This is a genomic window from Comamonas brasiliensis (assembly GCF_018292285.1).
GTDB classification, from domain to species: Bacteria; Pseudomonadota; Gammaproteobacteria; order Burkholderiales; family Burkholderiaceae_C; genus Comamonas; species Comamonas brasiliensis.
Map to the genome: position 1 here is coordinate 948,134 of NZ_JAANES010000001.1, position 20,319 is coordinate 968,452.

The window sequence follows — 20,319 nt, forward strand, 5'->3', positions numbered from 1 at the left end:
ACTCAAGCGCCATGCATTCATCTACAGGTATCGGGTATGCCAAAGAACCCAGGTCTCATTTCATCGAATTCTCTAAAGAATCCCCCGTTTGCACGCCGACGCAATGTGGTGTGCCCCCATGTACTGCTGGGATTGGCGATGGGCGGCCTTCTGGCCGGTACGGCACAGGCTCAGACGCAAGTCGGCGAGGCGGAGGCCACGCTGCCGCAGGTCACCGTGCAGGAAAAAATTGCTCCAGTGACCGCTCCCTACGCAGGTGGCCAAGTCAATTCCGGCGGTCGTGTCGGCTTGCTGGGTGACAAGGACTTCATGGAGACACCCTTCAACACCATCAGCTATACCGATAAGTTCACGCAGGATCGTCAGGCGCAGACCATTACCGATGTGATCTCTGCCACCGACCCTACGGTGTTCAGCAATGGTGTTGCGGCCTCATGGAGCGAGAATTATTCGATTCGCGGCTTCTCTTCGAGCAGCTCCGACATGACGCTGGGCGGTCTCTACGGCATGGCGCCGTACTACCGCACCACACCAGAGATGTTCGAGCGGATCGAAGTCCTCAAAGGACCGTCCGCACTGCTCAATGGCATGCCCCCTGGAGGATCTGTGGGAGGCTCGGTCAACCTGGTTCCAAAACGCGCCACCAACGATCCCATCACGCGGTTGACCACCACCTATATGTCGGATTCGCAGTTTGGCGGCCATATTGATCTGGGGCGCAGGTTCGGGGCAGCCAAGCAATTCGGTATTCGCTTCAATGGCGTCTACCGCGGCGGCGAAGGATCGGTCAACCAGCAGGACAAGAAGTCAAGGCTTGCATCGCTGGGTCTGGACTGGCGCGGCGACCGTACCCGTATTTCGGCCGACTTCTACACCAGCGATGACCGTGTGAACGGCGTGACGCGCGGCATCAGCCTGGCCCCCGGTGTGGCCGTTCCCAGAGCGCCGAAGCCTGAGACGTTGTTGAACCCCGACTGGTCGCATGTGCACAACAAGGACAGAGCCGCGATGGTGCGTGCTGAATTCGATGTATCGGATCAGGTCATGGCCTATGCAGCATTCGGCGTCAGCCGAACCGACTATGAATACAACGGGGCAATGACGGCTCAGGTACTCAATGCTGCGGGTGATTTCAAGACAGCCATGGGGCAACTGGCGTTTGAACAGAAAAAGCGCTCGGCAGAAATTGGTCTGAAGGGCAGGCTGCAAACAGGAGCCATCAAGCATCAATGGGCGCTCAATGCCACGCACTATGCCCATAAGCAGGACGACTATGGCCGTCGCAGCGTACCGGGCGCAGACTGGACCACCAACCTCTACAACCCGGTCTGGGGACCGGAGGCACCGTTTATTGCGCCGCATATCTCGCACACAGAGGTGCGTCTGGCCAGCTTTGGCTTGGCGGACACCATCTCATTTGCCGAAGATCGCGTGCAGCTCACTCTGGGTGTGCGCCGCCAGCAAGTGGTCAGCGACGCCTTCAGCATCACCACGGGGGCGCGCACTTCGCGATATGACCAAGGCGCCACATCACCTGCCGCAGCCTTGCTGTTCAAGGCCACAGAACATGTGTCGGCTTACGCCAACTACATTGAAGGCCTGAGCCAGGGCGCAACCGCACCCATGACCGCTGCAAACGCGGGCGAAGTGTTTGCTCCTTACAAAACCAAGCAGAAGGAAGTCGGTGTGAAACTCGATCTTGGCGAGTTCGCGCACACGGTCAGTCTGTTCGAGATCACTCGTCCCAGCAGCTATACGGACCCAGTCACGAATATCTTCTCGTTTGGCGGTGAGCAGCGCAATCGCGGCATCGAGTGGGGCTTCTGGGGCTCACCGCTGCGTGGCATACGCCTGATGGGCGGGATTGCATACACCACGCCCAAGCTGACGCAGACTGCGGCTGGCCTCAATCAGGGCAAGTTCGCCACGGGGGTACCCAAGCTGCAAGGAAAATTGGGGGCGGAATGGGATGTGCCGGCCATTACCGGGCTGACCGTCACAGCGAATGCAACGGCGGTTTCCAAGCAATACATCAGTGCGGACAATAGCCTGTGGGCGGCAGGTCGTGTGACCTACGACCTCGGTGCGCGCTATGCGACGAAGATCGACAGCAAGCCTGTCACTTTTCGAGCTGCGGTGCTGAACGCATCCAACAAAGCCTATTGGGGGATGCCTCTGCTTTCCAGCCTGGCACTGGGGGCGCCACGCACGTTTGCGCTGTCGGCAACGATGGATTTCTGACCGGGTTGGAGCCTGGACTCGGCACAGCCACTGCCCTTCAGCATGCGCCGAGTCACAGGGCCTTGGTTCGATCTGACTGCAGGCGCCGCCTGCCGACAAGCCATGGCGCTGTTAGGGGAGGGCAACCTGATGTCTCAGTTGCTGTCCCTTTAAGGCGCAAGATGAGGACTGCTTCTGACCGGCGGGTGACCATCTGGGTGGCATCAGCCCAGAGGGTTTTGATCACGCCCGGGCTTGGGGCTGGGAAATGTCTACTGGATTAGGGCAGTCCGCTTTCAAGCTGTTCCCTGAACAGTTGATTGATCGGACCTCCAGTATCTGCAGCCCAAATATCACGATTTATTGAACTCTCGGTGAGGACTTCGAGACCAGGTGCGCCGAACAATGCACCCATGTCCTCCCTCACACGTCAACCGCCGAAACGCAGTGTCTGCCTGCAGCCGCTGTGGCTGCGCATCACCCACTGGCTGAATGCTCTAGCCGTGCTGATCATGGTGATGAGCGGCTGGCGCATCTATAACGCATCACCTATTTTTGACTTTGCCTTTCCAGACAACATCACCCTGGGTGGCTGGTTAGGCGGCGCGCTGCAATGGCATTTCGCCGGTATGTGGCTGTTTGCACTGAACGGGGTTGCTTATCTGCTGCTGAATCTGATCACTGGCAGGTTTGGGCGGCGAATGTTCCCCGTTTCAGCGCGCGGCATGGTGCGTGATGCCTGGCTTGCGCTGACGGCTCGCTTGTCGCATGCAGACCTGAGTCACTACAACCAGTTGCAGCGTGCAGCCTATCTCTTTGCGGTGGTGGATTTGATATTGCTGGTGCTCAGTGGTCTCGTGATCTGGAAGTCGGTGCAGTTTCCGCTGCTGCGTGAGCTTTTGGGTGGATACGACATGGCCCGCCGCATTCATTTCTATTGCATGGCAGCCATTGTCTGTTTTGTCTCCGTTCACCTTCTTATGGTCGTGTTGGTTCCGCGGTCGCTGCTCGTCATGCTGCTCGGTCGCTCCACCTTGCGCTCGGTCAACAAGGAAACCACATCATGAACACTTCCATCTGGCATCGGGACAACGCCGAAGCCGTGGTCGCCGAGGCCCGGAACTTGCTGGGCAGACAGTTGCCACAGGCATCGCGCCGGAAGTTTCTTGCGCGCGGGCTCACACTGGGAGGCCTGGGGCTGCTTGCAGGATGCAGCATCGACGACAACGCAACTGCCGAAGCCGCGCTGACGCGGATCTCGCAGTTCAATGATCGGGTGCAGGGCTGGCTTTTTGACTCCTCACGCCTCGCCCCCACTTACCCGGACTCGATGATCACCCGGCCATTTCCATTCAACGCTTTCTACGACGAAAGCAAGGTGCCAGAAGTGGATGAAGCGAGCTTTCTTTTGGAGGTGACAGGGCTTGTAGCCGACAAGCATCGCTGGACGCTTCATGAATTGCGTGCACTGCCGCAGTACACGCAGGTTACGCGCCATATCTGTGTGGAAGGCTGGAGCGCCATCGGCAAATGGGGTGGTCCACGCTTTGGTGACTTTTTACGTGCCGTCGGTGCGGACCTCGGAGCCCGCTATGTGGGCTTCCAATGCGCCGATGACTACTACACCAGTATCGACATGGCGACCGCGCTGCATCCTCAGACGCTGCTGGCACTCGACTGGGATGGCCAACCACTGCCGCCAAAGTACGGCTTCCCCATGAAGCTGCGCATGCCTACCAAGCTTGGCTACAAGAATCCGAAGCACATAAAGGCCATCTTCGTGAGCAACACCTTCAACCGAGGCTACTGGGAAGACCAGGGCTACAACTGGTTCGGCGGCAGCTGACGCAACACCTATTTCCTATTTCCCACGTTCCCCCTGCGGCTCACGCCGCGTTTTCCACCTGAGCCAAGAAAGCACCATCATGAAACACGCCTTCACTACCACCGCACTCTCCATGTGTCTGGCGCTGAGCACCGCCTCGGCATTTGCAGCCGATGCGATGACCAAGGATTCCATGGGCAAGGATCACATGGCAATGGAAAAGCCTGCCATGGGAAAGGACTCCAAGCACAAAGACGCCATGAGCATGGACAAAGAAATGGGCAAGGGCGCAATGACCAAGGGCGACAAATCTGCCAAGGATCACATGGGCAAGGACAAGATGTCTAAGGATTCGATGTCGAAAGACTCAATGTCCAAGGACAGCATGAGCAAATAATCAGCCGGGGAGTGGCAAGGCGTTCCCTGCAGACTGTCACTCCCGGTTCGTCAACTGCCTTTTGGTCGTACAGGATTCGGATGTACAGGGCACCAGGCTCGCCAAGCAGTAAGAGCGCCGATACGTTGGCGCGAAGCCCTTCATACTTCGTTCGGCCTCGCGCCTCGTCTCAATTCCATAGCGGCGGTGCCTGTTCCTGGCAAAGCTCAGGGCTGTGGAACGCCTCAAGCTCCCCTCCAACGAAATCTTAGATCTGGACGGCTCGACCGATGAACTGGATAGGGCCTGTGGGGCGCCCGATCGGTGAGCCACCATAGGGTTCCAGCGTCAGCTCGAACAACTGGTTGGGCTGCAGGGGAGGGAGCTTGTCGACCGGAACCTCTATGGCCTCGCCTGGCTTTACCAGACCAAGCGATACCGGAACACTCCAGCCGTCGGCCTTGGTCCAGAACTGCAGGGACTTCTCAGCAGGAATATTGTCGGTACCTAGCGGCACCAGACGGAGTCTGCCCTCGACCTGGGCCTGTACCAACCAGCCAGGAGACTGACTCTGAGGTGCCGCGAGCACCACAAAGTAGCGCGGTGCAGCAGGGGGCGAGGCCTCGCGCGCCACAAGGACTGTCGCCAGTACCGCAGCAGCGGCGAAACCCGTACCCGTCAACCCACGCCACAGAGCGAGGCTATCCCATTGCCACCAGCGTATTCTGGTCGGCTCAGTGGGAGTGCGCCTTACCGGCGTAATACTTGCGGCGATGCGTTGCCATAGGCTGGCCCCAGGATCGACAGGCTTGGCGAGCGAGGTCAGTGGCAACAGACGCTGCTCCCATTCGTCCACGGCTGTACGAAGGGCGGGCTCGTGCGGCAGGCGCGCTTCAATGGTGCGACGCTGACTAGCATCGAGTGTGCCCAGTACATACTCTCCGGCCTGTGTATGCAGGTCATCTGGAGGTGTTTGTTGTTGGGTTTCGCTGCTCATTGCATGCATTCCCGCAGTGCGCGCAGTCCGCGCTGAATCCAGGCCTTGACCGTGCCCAGAGGAGCTTGCAACCGCTCGGCAATTTCGCTGTGGCTGCAGCCGTCCACATAGGCGTGCAACAAACAGGCACGGCGCGCTGGCTCCAGGCCGTCAAGGCAATGCCCAAGACGGCCAAGCGACGCCTGCCTTGCAAGCTCATCGCCACTTTCCTGCCAGGCCTCTAAAGCTGCCTGTGCATCCAGGTGCGCTGTAGCCGGTTCATCAAGCACGGTCTCGCGCGCGCCATCGCGTACGCGATTCAGGGCCGCATGCCTGACTATGCTGTAGATCCATCCACGGGCAGAGCCGCGGCTGGCGTCAAAACTCGATGCACGCTCCCAGATGGACACAAAAGCGTCGTGAAGCACATCCTCTGCTGCTGCGCGGTCACGAACTATTCTGAGAGCCACGCCCAGCAGGTAGCGTGCTTCATGTTCATAGATGCCACGCAGGGCTTCGCGATCACCTTGCGCACAGGCCTGCAGCGCAGCGGTGTGGTCGAAAGCGTCGTCTTGGAGGGCGGCAGCAGGCGGCACAAATAAAAGATTAGAAGGAAATAGGAATGGCTCCTTCGACCATTCTAGTCATGCCGCTGCAAAGCCTTACATCGTGGGTTTCCAGAAGATGTAATCGGCCTGGTACTTGACCATGGTCTTTTGCCCCTTTGTGGCTGTGGTGCAAGGCTTATCGGCAGGAGCGGTGCCACCTTGGAGCGCGACGCGCTGGATGTAGCTCACGTCGACCAGTGCTCCGCTACCCATGGCTGGATTGGCCTTCACCAATTGGTATGGCAGGTTGCCGGCCCCAGATGGCGCGACGGCTAGCTGCGTGGCGGTGAGCTTGGAGCCGTCGTTCGCTTCCCAGGTTGCAGGAGGGCCGTAGTAGCGGCCCACAGTTTTGCCGGAGCGGTCTTTCAGCACCGCATCGGGGCCGACAAAGACCCATTCGGTTTGACCTGGTGCGTTGGCTTTGTCCCGGCATTCGTAGGTGATGTCGCCACTGCCTACCGTTTCCCAAGCAACCTTGTGACCGGATGGAACCTGAATAGGCGCTGGCAGCGAGGCCTGGGAGAAGGTGCTGGCCGGAGACTTCATTGAGCCGCAGGCAGCGAGCAGGGCTGCGGTGGAGGCAATGGCAGCAATAGCGGTGAGGCGGTATGCGAAGCGAGTGGTCGACATTGAGATTCTCCAATTGGATCGGTTGGAAGGATTTACGGAGGCAGCACATTGCTTGTGTTGCTTTAGCTACTACCCGGGAGACCGATGTTTGGATGCACTTGATGTGAATTTTTTTTCGATTGCTTGAGCCGCAATATGCCTCCGGCGCGTTTCTCGGGCAGTTTGCAGGTCGAGAGCCCGGGCCGTGATGTTCAGGACTTGCCCAGAGATATCAGGTCAGGCTCTTTATTAAAGACGTTTCTTCGAATTTCCTGGATGAGCAGGCTGTCGGGCTCCCAGCGTCAAGCGCAAAGACTTATGAAGCATGTGAGCTGTATTCGACGCTCATCGAATCAGCTGCTGTGATTCTTGTATGGCGCGTTCAGCACGCTCGCGGCTTTGAGCTTGCAGATCATCCATTTGGCGAGTGAGGGATGGCATGGCCCGTTCAACGCTTGTCCCACTCTGCAATAGAAGGTGTGCAGCAGTTGTCTTCGCTAACGCAGCGGAACTCCACGGGATCGAGCTAATTCACGGAGTGCTGAGGTGACGCCAAGTGCACCTGACCAGTGGACTGGCAAAAGTCACCAGCATCGGAGAAGGCAGTGTCAGTGAGTAGCTCGATGTGCTTTGGACGGGCACAGTCTGACTAAGCATATGCTCATAAGATAACAACAAAACATTCGTTGGGGTTTGGGCAGGCCCTGCCCACAATGACTGCCTTGTTATCAGATCAGGAGCGCGCCGGGCTTTTTCCTCTGGCCTGGCTGGCACTCCGAGATTACAGGAGGCAGCATGACATCCCCGTTTCGCATCGTGATCGTGCCAGGCTGGCGCAACTCCGGTCCTGGTCATTGGCAAAGCCTGTGGGCAGAGCAACTGGAGGGCGCCGTGCGTGTACAGCAGCAGGACTGGCTGGTGCCGCACCGCGATGCCTGGGTGGCGGAGCTGGAAAGAGTCTTGCTCTCCGATGAGCGTCCGGCCGTCATCGTGGCCCATAGCCTGGGCTGCATCACGACCGCACATCTGGGCGAGGTTGCCGCAGCGCGCGTGCACGGCGCCTTGCTGGTGGCGCCGGCCGACCCTGAGCGTCGTGCCCAGTTGGCGGACTTCGCTCCAGTGCCTTATGCGCCGCTGCCCTATCGCAGTGTGCTGGTGGCCAGCAGCAATGATCCGTTCTGCCCCATTCGCCGTGCGGGCGCCTATGCGAGGGCCTGGGGCAGCGAACTGGTGCGTTTGCAGAACGCGGGACATATCAATATCGAGTCGGGCTTTGGCGCCTGGCCGCTCGGTCTGGCGCTGCTGCAGTCGCTGACAGAGCAGGGGGGCTGGAGCGCGCAGACTCCGGTTTCAGCGCTACGGTCTGTGCCGGCAACTGCACTTGCGGCCTGATGCAATAGGCTGCAAGCGCTTTCTGTTAATCATTTTTGATAGCTGCATGCGCTTTATGGTAAAGCGTTTGTGGCTATTTTTGCTGGGGCTTTGAGGGCCATTTCATTCTTTATATTGATTTTCGGAAAAACAAAGAAAAATATATTCTTTTGAGTTTTAAGGAGTCGTTCGCACAATGTATACATCTATACACATTGCTCAAGAAAAGGCAGCGAACCATGCATTCCGTGAAGCTCAAGACATTGTTGGCATCCATCGCACTGGCAGCAGCAGGTGCTGCCTCGGCGCAAACTCAGCTGCTCAATGTCTCCTATGACGTGGCGCGCGAGTTCTACAAGGATTACAACGCTGCCTTCATCGCCCATTACAAGAAGACCAAGGGCGTGGATATCAAGGTGGATCAGTCCCATGGCGGCTCCAGTGCCCAGGCGCGCGCCGTCAACGACGGTCTGGCTGCCGATGTGGTGACCTTCAACACGACCACCGATGTGGATTTCCTGGCCCAGAACGGCGTGGTCGCCAAGGACTGGAACAAGAAGTTCCCGCACGATGCATCGCCCACGACATCGACCATGTTGTTCCTGGTGCGCAACGGCAATCCCAAGAACATCAAGGACTGGTCCGATCTGGTGCGTCCCGACGTGAAGGTCGTGGTGGTCAACCCCAAGACCGGCGGCAATGGTCGCTACGCCTATCTGGCAGCCTGGGGCTCCGTGCGTGAAAAGGGCGGCACCGATGCGCAAGCCGCCGAATTCGTGCAGAAGCTCTACAAGAACGTGCCTGTGCTGGGCAAGGGCGGCCGCGATGCGACCAGCATCTTCTTGCAGCGTAATATCGGCGATGTGCTGATCACTTTCGAATCCGAAGTCGTGTCCGTGGACCGTGAATTCGGTCAGGGCAAGGTCGATGCGGTCTACCCCTCGGTGAGCATCGTGGCCGAGAACCCTGTGGCTGTGGTCGAGCGCACTGTCGCCAAGAAGGGCACGACTCAGCTGGCCACCGACTATCTGCAATGGCTGTACTCCGACGAAGCCCAGGAAATCGCCGCCAAGCATGCGATCCGTCCTCGCTCCGAAGCGGTGCTCAAGAAGCACGCCGACCAGTTCAAGCCCATCAAGCAGTTCACCGTGGCCAAGTACTTCGGCTCCCTGACCGAAGCGCAGAAGGTGCACTTCAACGATGGCGGTCAGTTCGACAAGCTGTATACGCCCGGTAAGTAAAGACATCCCCTGAGCGGCTATGCCGCTTCCCCCTCTCTCGCTGCGCGGGAGGGGGGCGACGCCCCAAGCGTTAGGGGCGGCCCTTGCTCGGCGTCCCTATGGGGCGCTTACCTGCTCATAGGTCCGGCATGTTGGCTGCGATCACTTTTTCTACATCGCCTTTTGAATATGTCCTCTGCTGCTCTAGCCCCCCGCAAGGCGCGTAGTGCCAAGCGAGTGTTGCCCGGTTTCGGGCTGACGCTGGGCTACACCATTTTCTATCTGAGCATCATCGTGCTCATCCCACTGGTGGCCTTGCTGTTCACCAGCTTTTCTCTGACCTGGGAGCAGTTCTGGTCTGCGGTTTCGGCACCGGCCGTGGTCGCTTCGTACGAGCTGTCCTTCACCATGTCCTTTATCGCGGCCTGCGTGAACGTGGTGTTCGGCATGCTGATCGCCTGGGTGCTGGTGCGCTACCAGTTCCCCGGCAAGAAGGTGGTGGATGCGCTGGTCGATCTGCCGTTTGCGCTGCCTACGGCCGTGGCCGGTATCTCGCTGTCGGCGCTGTATGCGGGCAATGGCTGGATCGGACAGTACTTCGAGTCGCTGGGCATTCAGATGGCCTACAACCCCAAGGGCATCGCCATTGCACTGATTTTCATCGGCCTGCCTTTTGTGGTGCGTACCGTGCAGCCGGTGCTGGAAGACTTCGAGAAGGAGCTGGAAGAGGCGGCAACCAGCCTGGGTGCATCGCGCTGGCAGATCTTCTACAAGGTCATCCTGCCGCACATCGGCCCGGCGTTGCTGACCGGTTTTGCCATGGCTTTTGCGCGCGCCGTGGGTGAGTATGGCTCGGTGATCTTCATTGCCGGCAACATCCCCATGGTTTCGGAAATCACTCCGCTGATCATCATGGCCAAGCTGGATCAACACGATGTGGCTGGTGCCACGGCTGTGGCCGTGGTGATGCTGCTGATCTCTTTTGTATTGCTGCTGCTGATCAACGCACTGCAGGCATGGCAGCGCAAGGCGCAGGGAGGCCGCTGATGTCTTCGATTCACGCAGCCTTTCAAGCGCTGTTCCCCAATCTGCTGCCCATCTGGGCGCACCTTATCACCATCGTCGCGATTGCCCTGGTGGTGCTGGTCGCGCTGTACAGGATCACGGCCCCGCCCAAGAGCGCCAAGCTGGAGAAGATGACCACCACCGAGCCGCGCTGGGTGCGCTGGGTTCTGACCACGGTGGCCCTGCTTTTCATGCTGGTCTTCCTGATCCTGCCGCTGCTGTCCGTTTTTGGCGAGGCGCTGCGCAAAGGCTGGGATGTCTACATCACCTCGCTGGGCGAGCCCGATGCGATCTCGTCCATCAAGCTCACGCTGATCACGGCACTGATTGCCGTGCCTTTGAATCTGGTCTTCGGTGTGGCTGCCGCATGGTGCATTGCCAAGTACGAGTTCAAAGGCAAGGCCTTCTTGACGACCTTGATCGACCTGCCGTTCTCCATCTCGCCCGTGGTCGCGGGTCTGATGTACGTGCTGGTGTTTGGTGCCAATGGCTGGCTGGGCCCCTGGCTGGCCAAGCATGAAATCCAGATCATCTTTGCCGTGCCAGGCATTGTGCTGGCCACCGTGTTCGTGACCTTCCCTTTCATCGCCCGCGAACTGATCCCGCTGATGCAGGCTCAGGGCAGTGATGAGGAGCAGGCCGCCATCGTGCTCGGTGCCTCGGGTTGGCAGACCTTCTGGAATGTCACCTTGCCCAATATCAAATGGGGTCTGGTCTATGGCGTGATTCTGTGCAACGCCCGTGCCATGGGCGAGTTCGGTGCCGTGTCCGTCGTCTCCGGCCATATCCGGGGCCAGACCAACACCATGCCTTTGCATGTGGAAGTGCTTTATGCAGACTATCAGGCAGCAGCTGCCTTTGCCGTGGCATCGCTGCTGGCGCTGCTGGCGCTGGTGACGCTGGTGATCAAGTCCCTCGCCGAGTGGCGTGCCGAGCAGCAGGCCAAGGCCGCTGCCGAAGCCCCCCCCGAGCGCCCAGGCCAGATCAGCCTCGCAACGAACAAAACCGCCAAGGCAGCCTGAGCTGCCCGGATCAGAACAAGAGATTCATCATGAGTATCGAAATTCGTAATGTCAGCAAGCAGTTTGGCGATTTTCAGGCCCTGCGCGATGTGAGTCTGGATATCAAGTCGGGCGAGCTGATCGCCTTGCTCGGCCCATCGGGCTGCGGCAAGACCACGCTGCTGCGCATCATCGCGGGTCTGGAGACGGCCGATGTGGGCAGCATCCACTTCAGCGGCGAAGACACCACCGATGTGCATGTGCGTGATCGCAATGTGGGCTTTGTGTTCCAGCACTATGCGCTGTTCCGCCACATGACCGTGTTCGAGAACGTGGCCTTCGGCCTGCGTGTCAAGCCGCGCAAGGAGCGCCCCGGCGAGGCCGTCATCAAGGAAAAGGTCATGAAGCTGCTCAAGCTGGTGCAGCTGGACTGGATTGCCGAGCGCTACCCGTCGCAGCTCTCGGGTGGTCAGCGTCAGCGTATCGCGCTGGCCCGCGCCCTGGCCGTCGAGCCCAAGGTGCTGTTGCTTGACGAGCCCTTTGGTGCGCTGGATGCCAAGGTGCGCAAGGAACTGCGCCGCTGGCTGCGTCAGTTGCACGACGAGTTGCATGTGACTTCCATCTTCGTGACCCACGACCAGGAAGAGGCCCTGGAAGTGGCGGACCGCGTGGTGGTCATCAACCAGGGCAAGATCGAACAGGAAGGCACGCCCCAGCAGGTCTGGGACAACCCGGCCACCCCGTTTGTCTATGGCTTCCTGGGTGACGTGAATCTGTTCAAGGGCCGCGCCAGCGACGGCCGGGTCTATCTGGACGAAGGCATGCAGCTTGACAGCAGCGATGCGCGCGGTGCCCAGGACAGCCAGGCTTTTGCCTATGTGCGACCCCATGATCTGGAAGTGGAGCGCTATTCCCCTGGCCAGAATCTCGACGCCCAAGGCCGCCCCACAGGCATCGTGGCCCAGCTTTCGCGCGCCATTGTGGTCGGCCCCATCGCAAGGCTGGAACTTATTCCCTCCGAGACCACACCAAACGCCAGCCATGCCGGTGAGGACGGGTTGATTGAAGCCCAGATTCCCGCACAGCAGTTCAAGGACATGGGTCTGCGCGAAGGTGAAACCCTGGTGGTGACACCGCGCCGGGCCAAGGTGTTCCTGGATGAGGCGGCCGGGATTTGACACCCTCTGAGGCGCTATGCGCCTTTCCCCTCTCTTAGGGGGATGACAGAGTCGCCGCGAGGCGGCTCTGGCTTGCAGTCTTCTGCGAAGGAGTCATGCAGGCATCAGAGGGCGTTATCCTTGGTGCTGGCATGATTTAGAAATTTCGCAGAAAGATAATGATGCTTCAATGGTTTGAAACTGCGCCGCGGCGCATCCTGGCGCTGATCAGCGTCGCCTGTGTTGCCATGCTGGCGTTTGGCCTTTACCTGCAGCATGTGGTGGGCCTGGAGCCTTGCCCCATGTGCATCGTGCAGCGATATGCACTGATTTTGGTAGCTATCTTCACAGGACTGGCAAGCGTTAGAGGCCAAAAAGGCTGGTGGATGAGTTTTGGCATTCTGGCTCTGCTGAGCAGCGGTTTCGGCGCGTTCGTGGCAGCACGCCAGAGCTGGCTGCAGTGGTATCCCCCCGAGTTTGCGACCTGCGGCCGTGACTTCTACGGAATGATCGAGCACTACTCCTTCAGCCGCTCCATTCCCATGATCTTCCAGGGCTCGGGCGACTGCGCCGCCATTGACTGGACTTTGCTGGGCGGCTCCATTGCCAACTGGTCGTTTGTCTGCTTTGTGGCGTTTTTCGTGATTCTGGCGGTGCTGCTGTTCAAGGGCGCGAAGCGCTGACTCTTGTTGATGGCAACGAAACAAAAACCCCGGAAAGCGCAAGCTGCCGGGGTTTTTTGATGCTTGTCAAACGCGTGCCACCGCTGTCAGTCAAGCGTTCGCAGCCATGGCTGCGGCATCAAAGGCTTTCCACGCTCTCGCCCACAAAGGTCGGACCCTTGCTGCCCGGAACCCAGCCCGGATAGGTTTCCATGACTTCGGCAAACAGGGCCGAGTCGATCCAGCGCTGCAGCCAGTGCTGCAGATGAGGCCAGGGCTGCTCGTTCCACTGCGCTTCGTCGATGCGCGCGTACTGCCTTACAAAGGGGCGTAGTGCCATATCGGCCAGGCTGGGGTTCAGGCCGAACAGATAGCCGGTCTCCTCGAGCTGATCGTTCAGGGCCGCCAGCCAGGTCAGCGCATCGGCCTGGGCCTGGTTCACGGCCTCGGCGTCATGGCGCTCGGGGTATTTGCAGCGGTCAAGAGCCTGTTTGAAGAAGCCGTCATTGCGCTCGATCAGGGCCAGCATGTCTTCCAGGCTGCCATGCGTGGGTTGCAGCCAGCCGTCAGGGTCGTTGCCGCGCAGCGCATGCAGCATCACCTCGAGGCTCTGATCGATGACTTTGCCATCCTGCAGCACCAGCACGGGCACCGTGCCCTTGGGCGACGCGTCGAGCAGCGCCTGCGGCTTGTTGCGCAGATTGATTTCACGCAGTTCGCAGGCCAGGCCCGCGTGGGCCAACGCCAGACGGGCGCGTATGGCATAGGGGCAGCGGCGGAAGGAGTAAAGGACGGGCAGGGTGGCGGCGGCAGTCAAGGCAGGTGTCTGATGAAATGAATAAAACCAAAGCGCCATGGCGCTTGCTGGGCGTGTACTTTACCCGTTGCCCTGAAGCCATGCAGACCTGTGCGGCTTGGTGGCTGCGGAGGACTCATGGATTGATAGCTTGAAACGCTTGGCATAAAAAGGTTTGAGCCATTAAAGAGCGCTGGTTTCAATCGGTTTGCAGCTGGGTCATCAGCCACTGTCTGAAGGTCTGCAAGGCGGAGCTGGCCTGGCGTGACTTGAGATAGGTCAGCCAGTAGGCGCCGGTATCGACCTCGTGGGCAAAAGGGCGCACCAGCCGGCCTTGCTGCAGCATGTGCTCGAACATGCGCGCGGGCAGCAAGGCAATGCCAGCGCCCTGGGCGGCGGCCTCGGCCAGCGTCAACGAGGAGTCGAACATGGCTCCGCGTGCCAGCGGGGCAGTCTGGTCCAGGCCGGCAAACCATCCTTCCCATTCCTGGGTGCGATAGGAGCGCAGCAGGGTTTGCCGGGCCAGGTCGGCAGGCTCGCGCAGCTGCTGTGCCAGCATGGGGGTGCACATGGGAGAGAGCGGAGCGCGCAGCAACATCTGTGCATGCGTGCCATGCCAAGCACCGTCGCCAAAGCGCACGGCGGCGTCCAGTCCTTCGCCAGCCAGATCGACGCGATTGTTATTGGTCAGCAGCCGGAGGTCTATATAGGGATGCAACTGCTGGAACTGGCTTAGCCTGGGAATCAGCCAGCCGATGGCAAAAGTGCCGACCACGCCCACACTCAGGATTTCGCGTGGCCGCGGCTCCGCCACCTGCTGCAGCGATTGTTCTATGCGCTCAAAGCTTTGCGCCACCACAGGCCACAAGGCCTGGCCTTCGTCGGTCAGGGCCAGACCGCGGGGCAGGCGGCGAAACAGCGGCTTGCCCAAGCGTTCTTCGAGATTGCGGATATGTTGGCTGACGGCGGCCTGCGTCACATGCAGCTCCTGTGCGGCGCGGGTCAGGCTCAGATGGCGTGCCGCCGCATCAAACATGCGCAAGGCGTTCAGTGGAAGCAGCATGGGACGATAGAGGTAAAAGTTTTTCTAATGGATGGCGTCAATTATTACTGCTGGTTCACCTGAATACAGCGCTATATGCTTCAAACCATCACAGTTAACTACAAGAGGATCTTATGCAACGACGCAGCATGCTGACAACAGGACTGGCCTTGGGTCTGGGGGCCTGGGGACTGAGCGGCTGTGCTTTTATCTCCAAGCAGCAAGCTGCGGCGGCGAGAACATTGAGCGACGAGCTGGCGGCGCTGGAAATTCAGTCTCAGGGCCGGCTCGGCCTACATGTGCTGGATACCGTCAGCGGCGCCGAGGCAGGCTGGCGCGGCGACGAGCGCTTTCCCATGTGCAGCACCTTCAAGACCTTGCTGGCCGCCCGCGTGCTCTATCTGGCGCAAAGAGACGAGATTCGTCTGTGGCGAAAGCTCTATTACTCTCCTGCCGAGGTCGTGGCGTGGTCGCCGATATCCGAGAAGCGGGCGGGAGCCAATGGGGGCATGACGGTGCAGGAGCTGTGCGAAGCGATGGTCGTTGTCAGCGACAACACGGCAGCCAATGTGATGCTGGAAGCCAGTGGCGGGCCGGCAGCGCTGACGCAATGGCTGCGCGAACTGGGTGACGGCACCACCAGACTGGACCGCAACGAACCTTCGCTGAACACTGCGCTTCCCGGCGATGAGCGCGACACCACGACGCCACAGGCCATGGTGCAAAGTCTGCAGAAGCTGCTGCTGGGCGATGTGCTGGAAGGCTATGCCCGTGCACTGCTGCAGCAATGGCTGGCGGACAGCCGGACCGGCGACAAGCGCGTGCGTGCCGGCATGCCGGGCGACTGGAAGGTAGGTGGCAAGACGGGCAGCGGCGAGAGGGGCACGGCCTGCGACACACTCATCGTCTGGCCTACCGCGCAATCTGCGCCGCTGCTGGTGACGGCCTATCTGACCGGTAGCCCTCTCGATGGGGCAGGGCGTGAAGCCGTGCTGGCCAGGGCTGGCGAAGCGATCAAGCGCTGGTATTACGCGATCTGATCAGCGACGGAGCCGCAGGTTCACAGCTTGTCGCGGCGCTGGTTCTGCATTGATGCGACGAGGCTTTAATATTCGTCATTCAATGAGATTGATTCTCATTTTCTGATAGAGTCTGCGCTTTCCCGCTCCGTCGCTGCATGCTTTGCAGCTGATTCCAGAGCCTGGGCGGCATGCCTCGCAAGAGGTAGAGGTGTACCCGTGGTTGCGCACTATTACGCAGAACTCGTCAGTTTCTTTGCCCGTTCGCTCAATAGCCGGGATGCGGCCGCGGATGTGGTGCAGGAAAGCTATACCCGCGTATTTGCCATGCAGTCGCAAGATCTTGCAATACGGGACTTGCGGGCACTGCTGTTTCGCACCGGCAAGAACATCGTGATCGACGATGCGCGCCGCCGCACTGCCGAAGCCCGCATGCTGCAGACCCTGGCGGTGGTGGCTGCAGACGAAGTCCCCTCGCCCGAGCGTCAGGTGCAAGGTCGGCAGCAACTGGCCCTGCTGTCTCGCCGTTTGCAAGCCATGCCGCGCAAGCGCCGCGAGGTGTTTGTGCTGGTGCGCATCTATGGCTTCAGCCATGCTGAGGCCGCAGCCCATATGAATATCAGCGAAGCTGCCATCGAAAAGCATGTGGTGCGCGCAGTGTGCGATTGCATGGGGCTGACCTCATGAGTGCCGACGCTTTCTTCGGCAAGCCGGATCGCAAGCGCCTGGAGTACGCCTTGTTGCTGATTGCGCGCCAGCATGGCGCAAGTCCTGATGTGGCGCAGGCTGCAACGGAGGCGCTGGCGCGCTGGCGTGCCAGGGAACCTGCAAACGAGCAGGCGGCGCAGGCGGCCATGGCAGGCTGGGCAGCGACACAAGGCAGTGCCTTGCAGGGCGAGATGCCTTTGCCTGCGACTCATTCGGCGCGTCTGCAGCAGAGCCGCCGTCGTGCGCTGTCCGTGCTGGGGGTGGCTGGTGTGGCGGGCCTGGCCGGCATGCTTGGCCGCTGGCAGTGGCTGCAGCCAACGGAGCAGATGGCGCTGCATACAGGCCATGGCCAGCAGCTGAGCCGCCATCTTCCCGACGGCAGCCAGCTTGATATGGCGCCAGGCACCGATGCATCGGTGCTGCTGTATCGCCAGCGTCGCGAGGTTCATCTCCAGCAGGGCGAAATCCGGCTCAACGTAGCCCATGACGCAGAGCGTCCCCTCGAGGTGCACACGGCTCTGGGCCGCGTACGTGTGCTGGGCACGGTTTTCTCCGTGGCGTTGCGGCCTGCCGGCCTGCAGGTCAGCGTTGCTCAGGGACGTGTGGCAGTGTGGAAGCAGGGCGGCATGGCCGATCGGCCCCCCGACGCGCTCCTGGCCGCAGGCCAGGGCTTGCGCCTGGATGCTGGCGGCCAGCTTGCCCCTTACTCCCTGAACGCGGCGGATGTGGGCGCCTGGCGCGAAGGCTGGCTGGTGTTTGACCACACGCCACTGCCCGAGGTCGTGGCGCGCTGGAATGATTACCTGAACCAGCCGATGGTGCTGGACGATGCAGCTTCTCTGCAAGCGCTGCGATTGACCGGCAGCTTTAAGCTGCGCGAGCCTGCCATCTTCATCGTCAGCCTGCCGCGCTCCCTGCCCGTGCGGGTGCAGTCGCTGCCCGACGGCAGGGTCGCCATCCACCGGCGCTGACGGTAGGCCTGGCAGGCTGAAAATTTTTTGTCCGGTACAAGCCGTTTCATGCGTCTTCACTGTGAAAGCACTTAGACAAGCAATTCACAGGATGTATTTGATGAAAAGAAATCACTCTCATTTTTCTTCTGGGCAAGGGGAGGGTATGGCTGCGGGTTCGCATTGCGGCAGTTTGCACAGCGTGGCTCTGGCCAGTGCCATGGCTTGTCTGGCCTGGTCAGGTCTGGCGGTATTGCCGACGGCTCATGCCCAGAGCGCCAGCAGCCAGACGGCCATGTCCACATCGCACAGCCTGAGCTTGCCTGCGCAGCCCCTGGGACAGGCATTGAATGCACTGGCCCGCACCTGGGGGGTGTCGGTTTCGGTCGACGCAGCCTTGGTGGAAGGCCGCACGGCGCCGGCGCTGCAAGGCGTTCAGACCTTGAACGAGGCGTTGGCAAAGGCGCTGGCTGGGAGCGGGTTGGAAGCTGTCCCAGTCGGGGCGGCCATCACCGTGCGTCGCCACAGCAGCCATACCGGCATGTTGGGCGAGGTGACGGTGACGGCCCAGGCTGAGCGCGAAGCCACAGAGGGCAGTGGCTCGTACGCCGCCTCATACGTTTCCCTGGGCAAAGGGCAGGACATCCGCGAGACGCCACAGTCGATCTCGGTGGTGACGCGCCAGCGCATTGAAGATCAGGCCATGAGCAACGTGGGGGAAGTGATGCAGCAGACCACCGGCGTGACGGTGGACTACGGCGGCGCGGGTGGACTGGGTGGTGCGGCCACCAAGTTTCTGTCGCGAGGCTTCGAGATCAGCAATGTGCAGATCGACGGTGCCAGTGTGGACGCATTCAGCCAGCAGCTGTTCGACCCCAATCTGGCCATGTATGACAGTGTGCAGGTGGTGCGCGGCGCCAATGGCCTGTTCAGCGGCAATGGGGAGCCCGGCGGTGCCATCAATCTGGTGCGCAAGCGTCCTACGGCGCAAAAGCAGATTCTGGGCTCGGTGGGCGTCGGCAGCTGGAATCGCAAACAGGCCGAGCTGGATGTGGCGGGTCCGTTGAATGAATCAGGGAGCCTGCGAGGTCGTGCCGTGCTCGCGCATTCGGACAAGAACTTTTTCTATCGCGGAGCGGATTCGCAAAACAGCCTGCTCTACGGCATTCTGGAAGCCGATGTGACCAGCTCCACGCGTGTGAGCCTGGGAGCCAGCTACGACAAGCTCAAGGCCACTCCCTGGCGCGAAGGCCTGCCGCGTGCTGCCAATGGCGACGATCTGAAGCTGTCCCGCAAAACTGCGCTGATGGCGGGCTGGAGCCATTACGACAAGAGCGCCAAGGAGATTTTTGCGCAGGTCGACCAGCAACTGGCGGGGGACTGGAAGCTCAAGGCTCAAGTCAATTATCAGAAGGTGGACAGCGATTCACGGCTGGCCAGCCTCAGCGGAGCCGTTGACCCTGCAACAGGTCTTGGCGCCAACTGGACCGGCTTTTCCAACGACTTTCGCTCAGAGAAAAAAAGTCTGGATGTGCATGCCAGCGGCTCGTTTTCGCTGTTCGGCCGCCAACACCGGTTGCTGCTCGGCGCGGACTGGAGCAAGGTCCGTGACGATCAGGACACCTATTACTCCGAGATGGATACGCCGCTGTCGCTGACCAATGTCTATGAGTTCGATCCTGGCCGAATTCCCTCGGCGGTAAGCGAGCGCAAGACACGTAGCTATCCCGGCTACGGTGCCACGCAAAAAGGCTTTTACGGCCGTGCCAATCTGAGCCTGACGGATCAGCTCACTGCCATTGTCGGAGGGCGTTATGCCAGCTACTCCTATGACACGCCGTATATCAACTACAACGCCGACGGCAGTGTCCGGGCCAGCGGCCGCGAATACTACAGCGAAAGCGGCATCTTCACACCCTATGCGGGTCTGGTGTATGACCTGGGCAAGCAGTGGACAGCCTATGGCAGTGTGACCGAGATCCACAAGTCGCAGGCCAATATGCTGGCAGGCCCTGCACCAGGGGCGGCGCTGGATCCGATCAAGGGTCGCAGCTTCGAGCTGGGCGTGAAGGGAGAGCTCGCCGAGGGCAAGCTCAATACTGCGTTTGCCCTCTACCGGATAGAGCGCAAGGGCCAGGCGGTGCGTGATCCGCGCTATCCGGAAACCGATGTCGGCAACCTGGGCCTGAGCTGCTGCTATGTGGCCCAGGGCAAGATCATCAGCCAGGGCCTGGACATGGAAGTCACCGGCCAGCTGGCGCAGGGCTGGCAGTTGTTTGCTGGTTATACATACAACCACAATCGCAACAAGACCGACCCGTCGCAGCTGGTCTATAGCTCCATCACGCCCAAGCATCTGCTCAAGCTCTGGAGCACATATCAGCTGCAGGGCCAGCTCTCGCCCTGGACCGTGGGCGGCGGCGTGACACTGCAAAGCGCCACCTATGTCAGCGGCACGGCCAACAGCTACAACCCGGCATCGGGCCGGTACGATGGCGGTGCCGTTCCCTTCCGCTTCACTCAGGCCGGCTACGCCGTCTGGGGTGCCAGCGTGCAATACCGCATCAATCGCAACTGGTCGGCTGCACTCAATGTGCACAATCTGTTCGACAAGACGTACTACAAGACGGTTGGAACCTCGGGCAGCGGCAACTGGTACGGCGAGCCGCGCAGCGTGCTGCTGACCTTGCGTGGCGCATTCTGAGCGGGCTGAC

19 protein-coding genes are annotated in these 20,319 nt (G+C 60.3%); 14 read left to right on the top strand and 5 right to left on the bottom strand.

Going from position 1 to position 20,319, the window contains the following annotated elements:
• Window positions 1-36: 36 nt before the first annotated feature.
• The 4 genes from DJFAAGMI_RS04300 (at window position 37) to DJFAAGMI_RS04315 (ending at window position 4,442) form a co-directional block, all read left to right on the top strand.
• On the top strand, window positions 37-2,241 hold the full coding sequence (locus DJFAAGMI_RS04300; protein ID WP_211456073.1) for a TonB-dependent receptor: 2,205 nt from the start codon (window positions 37-39) through the stop codon (window positions 2,239-2,241).
• 392 nt (window positions 2,242-2,633) lie between these two features.
• Window positions 2,634-3,287, top strand: a complete 654-nt coding sequence (locus DJFAAGMI_RS04305; RefSeq protein ID WP_211456074.1) for a cytochrome b/b6 domain-containing protein — start codon at window positions 2,634-2,636, stop codon at window positions 3,285-3,287.
• Window positions 3,284-4,066 carry a molybdopterin-dependent oxidoreductase gene (locus DJFAAGMI_RS04310; protein WP_211456075.1) on the top strand — a complete coding sequence of 261 codons (783 nt, stop codon included), beginning with the start codon at window positions 3,284-3,286 and terminating at the stop codon, window positions 4,064-4,066. The genes DJFAAGMI_RS04305 and DJFAAGMI_RS04310 overlap by 4 nt, the downstream gene beginning before the upstream one ends.
• A gap of 79 nt (window positions 4,067-4,145) precedes the next feature.
• Window positions 4,146-4,442, top strand: coding sequence for a hypothetical protein (locus DJFAAGMI_RS04315; RefSeq protein WP_211456076.1), 297 nt, complete (start codon window positions 4,146-4,148; stop codon window positions 4,440-4,442).
• Between the two features lie 247 nt (window positions 4,443-4,689).
• Here DJFAAGMI_RS04315 and DJFAAGMI_RS04320 read toward each other — a convergent pair whose 3' ends face one another.
• The 3 genes from DJFAAGMI_RS04320 to DJFAAGMI_RS04330 form a co-directional block, all read right to left on the bottom strand.
• On the bottom strand, window positions 4,690-5,418 hold the full coding sequence (locus tag DJFAAGMI_RS04320) for an anti-sigma factor (protein ID WP_211456077.1): 729 nt from the start codon (window positions 5,416-5,418) through the stop codon (window positions 4,690-4,692).
• Window positions 5,415-5,993, bottom strand: coding sequence for a sigma-70 family RNA polymerase sigma factor (locus tag DJFAAGMI_RS04325; RefSeq protein WP_211456078.1), 579 nt, complete (start codon window positions 5,991-5,993; stop codon window positions 5,415-5,417). Before DJFAAGMI_RS04325 ends, DJFAAGMI_RS04320 begins: the two co-directional genes overlap by 4 nt.
• Window positions 5,994-6,059: 66 nt before the next feature.
• On the bottom strand, window positions 6,060-6,635 hold the full coding sequence (locus DJFAAGMI_RS04330) for a DUF3455 domain-containing protein (protein ID WP_211456079.1): 576 nt from the start codon (window positions 6,633-6,635) through the stop codon (window positions 6,060-6,062).
• A gap of 774 nt (window positions 6,636-7,409) precedes the next feature.
• Here DJFAAGMI_RS04330 and DJFAAGMI_RS04335 point away from each other — a divergent pair.
• The 6 genes from DJFAAGMI_RS04335 (at window position 7,410) to DJFAAGMI_RS04360 (ending at window position 13,111) form a co-directional block, all read left to right on the top strand.
• Window positions 7,410-8,006, top strand: coding sequence for an RBBP9/YdeN family alpha/beta hydrolase (locus DJFAAGMI_RS04335; protein WP_211456080.1), 597 nt, complete (start codon window positions 7,410-7,412; stop codon window positions 8,004-8,006).
• Window positions 8,007-8,224: 218 nt separating this feature from the next.
• Window positions 8,225-9,226, top strand: coding sequence for a sulfate ABC transporter substrate-binding protein (locus DJFAAGMI_RS04340; protein ID WP_003079689.1), 1,002 nt, complete (start codon window positions 8,225-8,227; stop codon window positions 9,224-9,226).
• Window positions 9,227-9,394: 168 nt separating this feature from the next.
• Window positions 9,395-10,252, top strand: a complete 858-nt coding sequence (gene cysT / locus DJFAAGMI_RS04345; protein WP_003055648.1) for a sulfate ABC transporter permease subunit CysT — start codon at window positions 9,395-9,397, stop codon at window positions 10,250-10,252.
• Window positions 10,252-11,292, top strand: a complete 1,041-nt coding sequence (cysW, locus tag DJFAAGMI_RS04350; protein ID WP_211456081.1) for a sulfate ABC transporter permease subunit CysW — start codon at window positions 10,252-10,254, stop codon at window positions 11,290-11,292. Before cysT ends, cysW begins: the two co-directional genes overlap by 1 nt.
• Before the next feature lie 29 nt (window positions 11,293-11,321).
• Complete coding sequence (locus DJFAAGMI_RS04355) at window positions 11,322-12,449, top strand: sulfate/molybdate ABC transporter ATP-binding protein (protein ID WP_211456082.1); 1,128 nt, start codon at window positions 11,322-11,324, stop codon at window positions 12,447-12,449.
• A 161-nt stretch (window positions 12,450-12,610) separates the two neighbouring features.
• On the top strand, window positions 12,611-13,111 hold the full coding sequence (locus DJFAAGMI_RS04360) for a disulfide bond formation protein B (protein WP_029158687.1): 501 nt from the start codon (window positions 12,611-12,613) through the stop codon (window positions 13,109-13,111).
• Between the two features lie 118 nt (window positions 13,112-13,229).
• Here the strand turns inward: DJFAAGMI_RS04360 and DJFAAGMI_RS04365 are convergent, their stop codons facing one another.
• Window positions 13,230-13,946, bottom strand: coding sequence for a glutathione S-transferase (locus DJFAAGMI_RS04365; RefSeq protein WP_052223770.1), 717 nt, complete (start codon window positions 13,944-13,946; stop codon window positions 13,230-13,232).
• A gap of 139 nt (window positions 13,947-14,085) precedes the next feature.
• Window positions 14,086-14,949, bottom strand: a complete 864-nt coding sequence (locus DJFAAGMI_RS04370; protein WP_211456083.1) for a LysR family transcriptional regulator — start codon at window positions 14,947-14,949, stop codon at window positions 14,086-14,088.
• 113 nt (window positions 14,950-15,062) lie between these two features.
• Between DJFAAGMI_RS04370 and bla the strand changes: the two genes are divergently transcribed.
• The 4 genes from bla (at window position 15,063) to DJFAAGMI_RS04390 (ending at window position 20,309) form a co-directional block, all read left to right on the top strand.
• Window positions 15,063-15,968: a class A beta-lactamase gene (gene bla, locus DJFAAGMI_RS04375; protein WP_211456084.1), complete on the top strand. Its 906-nt coding sequence runs from the start codon at window positions 15,063-15,065 to the stop codon at window positions 15,966-15,968.
• Between the two features lie 198 nt (window positions 15,969-16,166).
• On the top strand, window positions 16,167-16,634 hold the full coding sequence (locus DJFAAGMI_RS04380; protein ID WP_211456085.1) for a sigma-70 family RNA polymerase sigma factor: 468 nt from the start codon (window positions 16,167-16,169) through the stop codon (window positions 16,632-16,634).
• On the top strand, window positions 16,631-17,626 hold the full coding sequence (locus DJFAAGMI_RS04385) for a FecR family protein (RefSeq protein WP_211456086.1): 996 nt from the start codon (window positions 16,631-16,633) through the stop codon (window positions 17,624-17,626). Before DJFAAGMI_RS04380 ends, DJFAAGMI_RS04385 begins: the two co-directional genes overlap by 4 nt.
• Window positions 17,627-17,771: 145 nt before the next feature.
• Window positions 17,772-20,309: a TonB-dependent siderophore receptor gene (locus tag DJFAAGMI_RS04390; protein ID WP_249333780.1), complete on the top strand. Its 2,538-nt coding sequence runs from the start codon at window positions 17,772-17,774 to the stop codon at window positions 20,307-20,309.
• Window positions 20,310-20,319: the final 10 nt, after the last annotated feature.